We start from the raw sequence: 5770 nt of genomic DNA on the forward strand, positions 1-5770 counted from the left end.
TTTTTCAAGGCATAGTATCCTCTATGTCCAATGTTTATGTCCATTTCTCGCAAATTTCTTTTCCTGCACGATATTCAGTTGTCAATTTTCGCTTGGAATCTCATTCATTGAGATTCCGAGAAGTTATGTATTTCTTTATTATTTAATTAATACTTGACGTCGTTATCACAGGAATTCCTGTATCTGCCACATCTTCAACTATTATCTGACCGTTCAAAACCGGCGGCTCAATTTCCAGTTGTTTTAACTCTTTGACACAGTCCATAACCTTTCCTTTGGGAATATCCTCTTTTGTTTTTACCGGGACCACTCCCCCTCCCTTTACATGCACAGTTGTTGTCACAATCCTGGTTGGATCAGTCACTTCTTTTCTGGCATATACATCTCCACGCACACATGTATTTCCAGTCACACCTTTCACTTGATTATCTTCTATTTTCACATACAACGTACAACCCATCGGGCAGCCAATGCAGGTCAATACTCTTTGTCCCATAATCTCACCTCCCACATCTATCACATGGTTTCCAAAGCAACTATGATCTTATCAATATTGCCGCACTCTTCTAACTTTGCTTTCTCAATGATTACTTCTTCCATCTCTCCGGGAGTCACAATCTGTTTTTTCCTGTGTATGATTCTCTTTTCTCCCAGATAAACACTGATATAGCAATTTCGATAGACATTACCCACTCTGAAACGAATCTTCACTTTATCACGCATTCGCTTCGGTTCTATAGTAGCCGGAACTGTATATCGTACACCGTCTTGCGGTTCTATCTTAATCGCTTGTTCTTCTCTTTCTTTCAATTCTCCACGAATATACGCCGCTGCGTTTTCTCCTGCACATTTTGCTTCTTCTGAAACATAATCCACCAGATCATGTACATGAAGAACATTGCCACAGGCAAATACTCCTGGCAGATTACTTTCAAGGCTTTCATCAACAACGGGTCCATTCGTAACTGGGTTCATACAGATTCCCATCGATCTGCTCAGTTCATTTTCCGGTATCAATCCACAAGAAAGAAGAAGCGTATCACAGACATATTCTTCCTCAGTTCCCGGAATTGGTTTTCCTTTCTCATCCACTTCTGCAAGAATAACCCCTTCCAACTGTTGCTTTCCTTTGATATCAACAACCGTATGCCGTAACTTTAACGGGATTCCAAAGTCATCCAGACACTGGACGATATTCCTCTTCAAGCCGCCGGAATACGGCATTAATTCTGCAACAACCTTCACCCTGGCTCCTTCCAGAGTCATTCTTCTCGCCATGATAAGACCGATATCTCCAGAGCCAAGAATTACGACTTCTTTTCCCGGAAGAAATCCATCTACATTGACCAGACGCTGTGCCGTTCCAGCTGAATAGATTCCCATCGGACGATATCCCGGAATATTCAAGGCTCCTCTCGGGCGTTCCCGGCATCCCATGGCAAGAACAATTGCTTTTGCCTGTATCTGCACGATTCCATCCGTTCGGTTCATCATCATTACCACTTTACCCGGCGAAATATCCAGAACCATCGTTCCGGTCAGATAAGAAATCCCCAGTTTCTGAACCTGACAGATAAAACGATGGGCATATTCCGGTCCGGTAAGCTCTTCCTGAAACGTATGCAATCCGAAACCATTGTGAATACACTGGTTCAGAATACCTCCTAATCTCTCATCCCGCTCAATAATCAGAATATCATCAATTCCTTTTTCTTTTGCCGCGATTGCAGCCGCAAGACCTGCCGGACCGCCTCCTACGATTACCAGATCACAATTCCTCATCTTGCATCCCTCCTTCCATTCTTCCGAATATCCTTTAATTCCAAATGCAATTCCCTTGCAAGAATTTCCATTACTTTCGGAGTACAGAATCCAGCCTGACAACGTCCCATACCCGCTCTGGTACGTCGTTTAACTCCATCCAGCGTTGTTGCTCCCAAAGGTCTGTGAATCGCATCCAGAATCTCTCCTTCTGTAATCTGCTCACATCTGCACACAATCTGACCATATGCCTGATTCTTCTGAAGCAACCGATTCTGTTCCTCTTTCGGAAGATCCAGGAATCGTACAATTCCTTTTCTCTCTTCTACAAAAATCTCTTTTTCTTTCAGTTCCATCTTTTCAGCCAGAATATCCCGGACATAAATACCAATCGCCGGAGCACTGGTTAAGCCTGGAGATTCGATTCCCGCCACATCAATAAATCCTTTTGCATCTTCAACTTCACCGATAATAAATTCCCCATGTTCTTCATGTGCTCTAAGTCCGGCAAAAGACGTAATCACCTGCTTAAACGGGATATTTTTAACAGACTTTGTACATTTCTCCAAAACCTCCTGAAGTCCTTTGGCCGTTGTTGCTGTGGCTTCTTTATCCTCTATATCAATTGCAGTCGGACCAAGCAGCAGATTACCATGAATCGTCGGCGTTACCAACACTCCCTTTCCCTTTTCAGTCGGGAGCTGGAAGATCGTGTGTCTGACCAAGTCACCTGCTGTCTTATCCAGAAGACAGTAATCTCCTCTGCGAGGCATAATATGTATCTTCAGTTCACTAACCATATTGTGAAATACATCCGCATATACCCCCGCCGCATTAATTACATATTTCGTATCAAATACACCTTGATTTGTCTGGATTCGATAGTCTTGTCCCACTCTTTCAATTAACTGAACTTCTGTTCCCAGCTTGAATTCCACACCATTTTGTGCGGCATTTTCTGCATAAGCAATATTCATGCCAAACGGACATACAATTCCTCCAGACGGGATATACAACACTGCATACACTCCATCCGCCAGATTAGGTTCCAGTTCAAGTGCCTGCTCACGTTTTAGGATTTTCATTCCTTTCACACCGTTTTCTTTTCCCTGCTCCAACAATTTCTCCAACGCAGGAATTCCCATTTCATTCTGACACACAACCATGGAACCATTTCTTTTAAACTCAAAATCCAGCTTTTTCGACATCTCATCCATCATAGAATTGCCCAGTACATTCAGTTTTGCCTTCAAGGTTCCAGGCTTTGCATCAAATCCTCCATGCACGATCCCACTATTTGCCTTGCTCGTCCCTTCACATATATCGCTCTCCCGTTCCAGCACACAGATATCCAGCTGATATCTGGACAACTCTCTCGCTATCGCACATCCTGACACTCCAGCTCCGATAATGATTACATCTTTCATACTTGCTCTTCCCCTTTCTATAACTTCCAAACATTTGGATTTGTAGATGAAATTGCTGCTGCCCCTGCGGAAATAGCTCCTATAATATCTTCCTTATCAGAAATCAGGCCACCGCAGATAATCGGTACTGATATTTTTTGAACAATCTGCTGTGTAATCTTTGGCATGATTCCCGGTAATATCTCCATAATGTCTGGCTTTGCCTGTTCTGCTTGTTTTGATATATTTTTCAAGGCCATCGAATCCAGTATAAACACACGAAATACGGTAAACATTCCTAATTCCTTTGCTCTTTTTAACAACGTAAGTCTTGTGGAGATAATGCCATCTACCCGGGTCTGTTCTTTCATAAAATCTACTGCGATTTCTTTACTTCCAATCCCGCCCAGCAAATCCATATGTACAATTGCAATCTTGTGTGCATCTTTTACCTTCTTTACAATCTTTCCAATATTGCAGATATCTCCATATAATATAAATACGATCTTTGATTCTGTCTTAAGACATGTCTCCAGTCCTTCCTGATCTTTGACCGCTGTAATGATCGGATTATCTTCAATTGCTTCCAATATCTCTTCATGCGTATACATCATATACAACCTTCTTCCTGAATATGTTTTTATCTATAGCATCTATCTTTCATGCAATAAAAAAGAGCAAAGCTATATATAGAAAACTATATAATCACTTCGCTCATTTTCTCCTAGTAATTATCTATATGTTAGTATAGCATACCTTTGAAATAAATACAATGATTTTGTCGATGATCCATCTAATACCTGTTATGTACATTTTCTGCAAAGCACATGACGTCTTTTATCTCCAGCACCGTTCCGTCATCCAGCACCGCCTTACCGCTCATTCTTCCAAACACCTGATGCTGATCCGTCTCTATAATGACTGCCGCAGTCCTTGCCGCACGGTCAAGCACTGGCACAAAGTCCATCTCAAACCGCCCATCACTGGATGAAAATGTCCACGGCTTCATATAACTGTCTTCTGGAATGTGGAACGTCACATCGTCCAACTTATGTGCAGTGCCATCGTAGAACAGCATATTTTCTGATGCCGCAGTAGTATCCCCGAAGCCATACCCTATATTGAATCCAAACGGCTTTCCATTTAACACGGTGTTCCCGGATCCCCAGTACCATCGGTTATCATACGTCCAGACACCACGTCCCCAGTCAAGCGTTCCAAAATCTGTTTCCTTCGAAAAAGTGTAAGTCTTCCCATCAAAGGTCATCGTGCCACTCGCAGGCATACAATTTATCTTCTGATTATAATAAAACGCCGTCTTCTTCTCTTTCCACGGAGTTGCAATGACCATGGTATCCATCTTCGGCTGTTCCAATACGATACTGCATGAAAACGGTTTGCCCTGATAAAAATTCTTAAACTGACATCCGATTCGCCGTTTTCCATCCCTCACCTGAAATTCCATATGGAGCCGTTTATCCTTGTATACCGTATCCCCGGCATCGGATGACTGTGGCAGATGAAACTTGCCCATCGGAAATGGATTCAGAATCGTCTGTGTATGCTCCCATCCCTCTTTGAAATTTAAAAGAGAGACCGACTGAAGACCTATATATCCGTCATCTGATATCGTAAACGCCCCTGCAAAATCTTCATTTAACACCAGATAATAATCCCATTCCTTGATTCGGAACCGAGGCGCCTTGATTTTGGTCCGGTCATACTGCCAGAATTGCTGCTTCGCCCATCCAAGCTCGGTAAGACTGCCATCCGATTTCAATAAAGGCTGCACTTTTGTTACCTCATGGTTTCGCATACTTATACCTCCATTATTCATTCAGCCTCTGTTCATGTAATCATTATAGCATACCTTTTTGTTCTAGTGACAAAATTAACAGTTTATTGTATAATCTTAGAAACCGTAGCAATTCTTTACACGACAATAAGAATAACAAGGTGGACGTATGATCTTATGAAGAAAACACTTCGGAGATTATCCCCAGACGATGAAAACGGTAATCGGAACGGTAAAGCAGGCAGGAACTTATCCGTACCGTAAGATTATTGTTCTTCTGACGGCTGCCATTCTTCCACTCATTTTGGGCAGCAGCGTAGGTCCGGAAGCCGGAATGGTTGGAGTCATCGTTGCCCTTGGATGTTGGGTAAATGAAAACCTTAAGTTTGCAGATAAGAGCGCGAATTTATATTCAAAAGTCGGCATGGCAGTTTCTTTGTCGATTCTCTTCTCTTCGCTTCTTTTCGGATTTTTCTCTGCTGTTGAAAACGATGATCTGCCTTTTGCAGATGACCAGGAAAAGATGGGCTCCAATTCGAAGCTCCTTATATATGCTATTTCCATTGTATCTTCCCTTGGAATTCTGACTTTGTTAAATCATCTGTTTGGAAAGGTTTCGGAAGGGTTCCCAAGCTTTGGAAAAGCAAGGCCTGATAAGTGGGATATTGCAATGATCATTGTCTGGTGTGGTATAAAAAAAGTTGACATCTTATTCTCAAGGATTTCATGATAGAATCAAGAGAATAAGGAGGTACTCAAAATGGCACGTAAATATGACCATGAATACAAAGTACAGGCAGTTAAGTTA

6 protein-coding genes are annotated in these 5770 nt (G+C 42.2%); 1 reads left to right on the top strand and 5 read right to left on the bottom strand.

Features of this window, described 5'->3' with window-relative positions; all coding sequences use genetic code 11:
- Positions 1-142 precede the first annotated feature (142 nt).
- The 5 genes from JQM81_RS13140 to JQM81_RS13160 form a co-directional block, all read right to left on the bottom strand.
- Positions 143-496: a DUF1667 domain-containing protein gene (locus JQM81_RS13140; protein ID WP_235234244.1), complete on the bottom strand. Its 354-nt coding sequence runs from the start codon at positions 494-496 to the stop codon at positions 143-145.
- A 20-nt stretch (positions 497-516) separates the two neighbouring features.
- Entirely contained in the window at positions 517-1782 is a 1266-nt protein-coding gene (locus tag JQM81_RS13145; protein ID WP_235234246.1) for an NAD(P)/FAD-dependent oxidoreductase, read from the bottom strand.
- Positions 1779-3188, bottom strand: coding sequence for an NAD(P)/FAD-dependent oxidoreductase (locus JQM81_RS13150; protein ID WP_235234249.1), 1410 nt, complete (start codon positions 3186-3188; stop codon positions 1779-1781). Before JQM81_RS13150 ends, JQM81_RS13145 begins: the two co-directional genes overlap by 4 nt.
- A 17-nt stretch (positions 3189-3205) precedes the next feature.
- Positions 3206-3778 carry a glycerol-3-phosphate responsive antiterminator gene (locus JQM81_RS13155; protein ID WP_235234252.1) on the bottom strand — a complete coding sequence of 191 codons (573 nt, stop codon included), beginning with the start codon at positions 3776-3778 and terminating at the stop codon, positions 3206-3208.
- A gap of 182 nt (positions 3779-3960) precedes the next feature.
- On the bottom strand, positions 3961-4983 hold the full coding sequence (locus JQM81_RS13160) for a DUF2804 domain-containing protein (protein WP_235234250.1): 1023 nt from the start codon (positions 4981-4983) through the stop codon (positions 3961-3963).
- A gap of 190 nt (positions 4984-5173) precedes the next feature.
- Between JQM81_RS13160 and JQM81_RS13165 the strand changes: the two genes are divergently transcribed.
- Positions 5174-5692, top strand: a complete 519-nt coding sequence (locus JQM81_RS13165; RefSeq protein ID WP_235234251.1) for a hypothetical protein — start codon at positions 5174-5176, stop codon at positions 5690-5692.
- Positions 5693-5770 lie beyond the last annotated feature (78 nt).

It is taken from the genome of Faecalicatena contorta (assembly GCF_021531895.1).
Taxonomy (GTDB): domain Bacteria; phylum Bacillota; class Clostridia; order Lachnospirales; family Lachnospiraceae; genus JAFBIX01.

Coding starts and splice junctions, on each gene's coding strand:
- JQM81_RS13160 (WP_235234250.1), bottom strand. CDS start 4,983: ATGCGAAACCATGAGGTAACAAAAGTGCAGCCTTTATTGAAATCGGAT.
- JQM81_RS13155 (WP_235234252.1), bottom strand. CDS start 3,778: ATGTATACGCATGAAGAGATATTGGAAGCAATTGAAGATAATCCGATC.
- JQM81_RS13140 (WP_235234244.1), bottom strand. CDS start 496: ATGGGACAAAGAGTATTGACCTGCATTGGCTGCCCGATGGGTTGTACG.
- JQM81_RS13150 (WP_235234249.1), bottom strand. CDS start 3,188: ATGAAAGATGTAATCATTATCGGAGCTGGAGTGTCAGGATGTGCGATA.
- JQM81_RS13145 (WP_235234246.1), bottom strand. CDS start 1,782: ATGAGGAATTGTGATCTGGTAATCGTAGGAGGCGGTCCGGCAGGTCTT.
- JQM81_RS13165 (WP_235234251.1), top strand. CDS start 5,174: ATGAAAACGGTAATCGGAACGGTAAAGCAGGCAGGAACTTATCCGTAC.